This window comes from Streptomyces alkaliphilus, assembly GCF_014141535.1.
Lineage (GTDB): Bacteria > Actinomycetota > Actinomycetes > Streptomycetales > Streptomycetaceae > Streptomyces > Streptomyces alkaliphilus.
This window is the reverse complement of the sequence record NZ_VKHT01000886.1, coordinates 1-2,080: the sequence shown is the minus strand read 5'-3', so window position 1 is coordinate 2,080 and position 2,080 is coordinate 1. Positions and strand designations below refer to the sequence as shown.

The following is a 2,080-nucleotide window of genomic DNA, read 5'->3' as shown; positions in this document are numbered from 1 at the left end:
GCCCCACCTCCCGGACCCCGACCGGCCCCGGGGGAGTGCCCCGGAACCTCAGCCGAACGGCAGCACCAGCAGCCACGCGACGAGCATCGCCGCGAGGACCACCACCGGTGCCCCGGCACCCAGGCGCAACAGCGTCAACTCCCGGGCCAGCGAGTGCGGAGCGCCGAGCAGCAGCAGGGTCTCCCGGTCCTCCGCGCGCTCCCACCGGTTCGCTCCCCCGGACACCGGGAGGGCGGCCAGGGCGGCGAACACCGTCACCCCCAGGCCGAGCGCCGTGAGCGCCCCCGGCGGGTGCAGCAGCACGAGTGCGGCCGGTACCGCGGCGGACGCGGCGACCAGCGCCCCGAACGCCCGACCCCGGTGCGGTGCATCGGTCAGCAGGGCGCGCCCGGCCAGCATCCGGCGCACTCCGGGACGTCGGAACAGCAGGAGACGACCGCACAGGGCGAGCAGGGCGGGTCCGGCCACCATCGTGCCGATCAGCACGAGAGCCCAGCCGCCCACCACACCCGGGCCGATGCCGGCCGGGACTCCGGGCAGTTCCCACGGACCGGTACCCGCGTGCCCCGGGCCACCGGGAGCGGTGAGCGAGGTGATGGCCACCCCGGTGCCGATCAGTGCCGCCCCGGCGGAGAACGACCGGCCCGCGTCGGGTCGCGCATCGTGCGCCGGTTCCCCGGGCGGCCGGTCCGCCGGTGCCGTGGCGGTGTCGGCGGTCGTGCCGATCGTCGTTCCGATCGTCGTTCCGGGGGTGCCGATCGCGGGGCCGGCCGCCGTGATGACGGGGACGGGTGCCCGGTACCCGGCGCCGTGACGGTCGCCGGGGGCACGGGCCGCCAGGGCGGCGGAGCCCGTCACCACCAGGGGCACCAGGGCCACCAGGGTCGGGGTGCCCACCGCCGGCAGGCCGGCGAGGTGTCCGCCCGCACCGTCCGGGGTGCCGCGTCCGTACAGGAAGAGGGCCACGGCCGGCAGGCACCCCATCAGGGCGAGGAACCCCGATGAGGCGCCCACCAGCGCTGCCGTGCGGCCGCGGCCGGCGCCCAGCGCACCCAGCTCCGCCCGGATCCACGGTGGGGGACAGGTACGCGCGAGCGTCGCGGCCAGGTGGCCGGTGGCGGCGAGCGGCAACAGGGAACCGATCACGGCGAGCGTCGCCCCGCCCGCCGTGCCCGGTTGCTCCAGAGCCCGGGCGAGGACACCGAGCAGCACCAGGCAGGTACCGCCGGAGGCGAGGAGCAACGGAACGCGGCGTGCCAGGAGCGGCATCGGGCCGCGACGCGCTAGCCGGGCAGCGAGCATGGCTCGGGCGCGGTGGGGGCGCCGGTGATCGGGGCGGAGTCCACGAGTTGACCGTCCTCCAGGGTGACGACACGATCCACCAGCCCGGACAGTTCGGAGCCGGTACCGGTGATCACGGCGGTGATGTGGTGGGAGCGGGCGGCCGCCACCAGGGCCCGCAGGGCGCACAGCCGATCCCGTCCGCGCAGGGGGGCGCCGGGTTCGTCGGCGAGCAGCACGGTGGGGCCGGTGACCAGGGCCCGGGCGATGGCCACCCGCTGCCGCTGGGCCCGGGTCAGGGCGGCCGGACGCCGGCGGGCGAAACCGTCGGCGTCCAGGCGGGCCAGCCATTCCCCGGCGACCCGGTGCGCGGTCCGCGAGCCGGTACCGGCCAGCAGCAGCGGCAGCGCGGCGTTCTCCCGCGCGGTCAGCTCCGGCAGCAGTCGCGGCGCGTCGCCGATCCACCCCACGTGCTCGCGGCGCATCCGGGCCCGGGCCGCCTCCGGGAGGGCGTGCACCGGGAGGTCACCGAACCACACCTCGCCCTCGCGCACCGGCAGTCGTCCCGCCAGGCAGCCCAACAGACTGCTGCGCCCCGAGCCCCGGGGGCCGATCACCGCCAGGATCTCACCCTCGTCCACGTCGAGGGTGACGTCCCGCAGGGCCTCGGTGCCCTCGCGGTCGCAGTACAACCGCCGCACCCGGAGCGCGCCGTCCGTCCCGCCGGGGGCGGCGGGGGGCGTCCGTTCCGTGTCGCGTTCGTCGGGACCGTCGGCGCGGTCGAGGGGGTCCGGGGTCC

Annotated in this window: 2 protein-coding genes; both read right to left on the bottom strand. The window is 77.5% G+C overall.

Features of this window, described 5'->3' with window-relative positions; translation table 11 throughout:
* Window positions 1–48 precede the first annotated feature (48 nt).
* Entirely contained in the window at window positions 49–1,269 is a 1,221-nt protein-coding gene (locus tag FNQ90_RS20815) for a hypothetical protein (protein ID WP_182607756.1), read from the bottom strand.
* Between the two features lie 14 nt (window positions 1,270–1,283).
* Window positions 1,284–1,982, bottom strand: a complete 699-nt coding sequence (locus FNQ90_RS20810) for an ABC transporter ATP-binding protein (protein ID WP_182607757.1) — start codon at window positions 1,980–1,982, stop codon at window positions 1,284–1,286.
* Window positions 1,983–2,080: the final 98 nt, after the last annotated feature.

Bases quoted from the DNA above. Each gene is read 5' to 3' on its own strand.
- FNQ90_RS20815 (WP_182607756.1), bottom strand. From the start codon at position 1,269: ATGCCGCTCCTGGCACGCCGCGTTCCGTTGCTCCTCGCCTCCGGCGGT.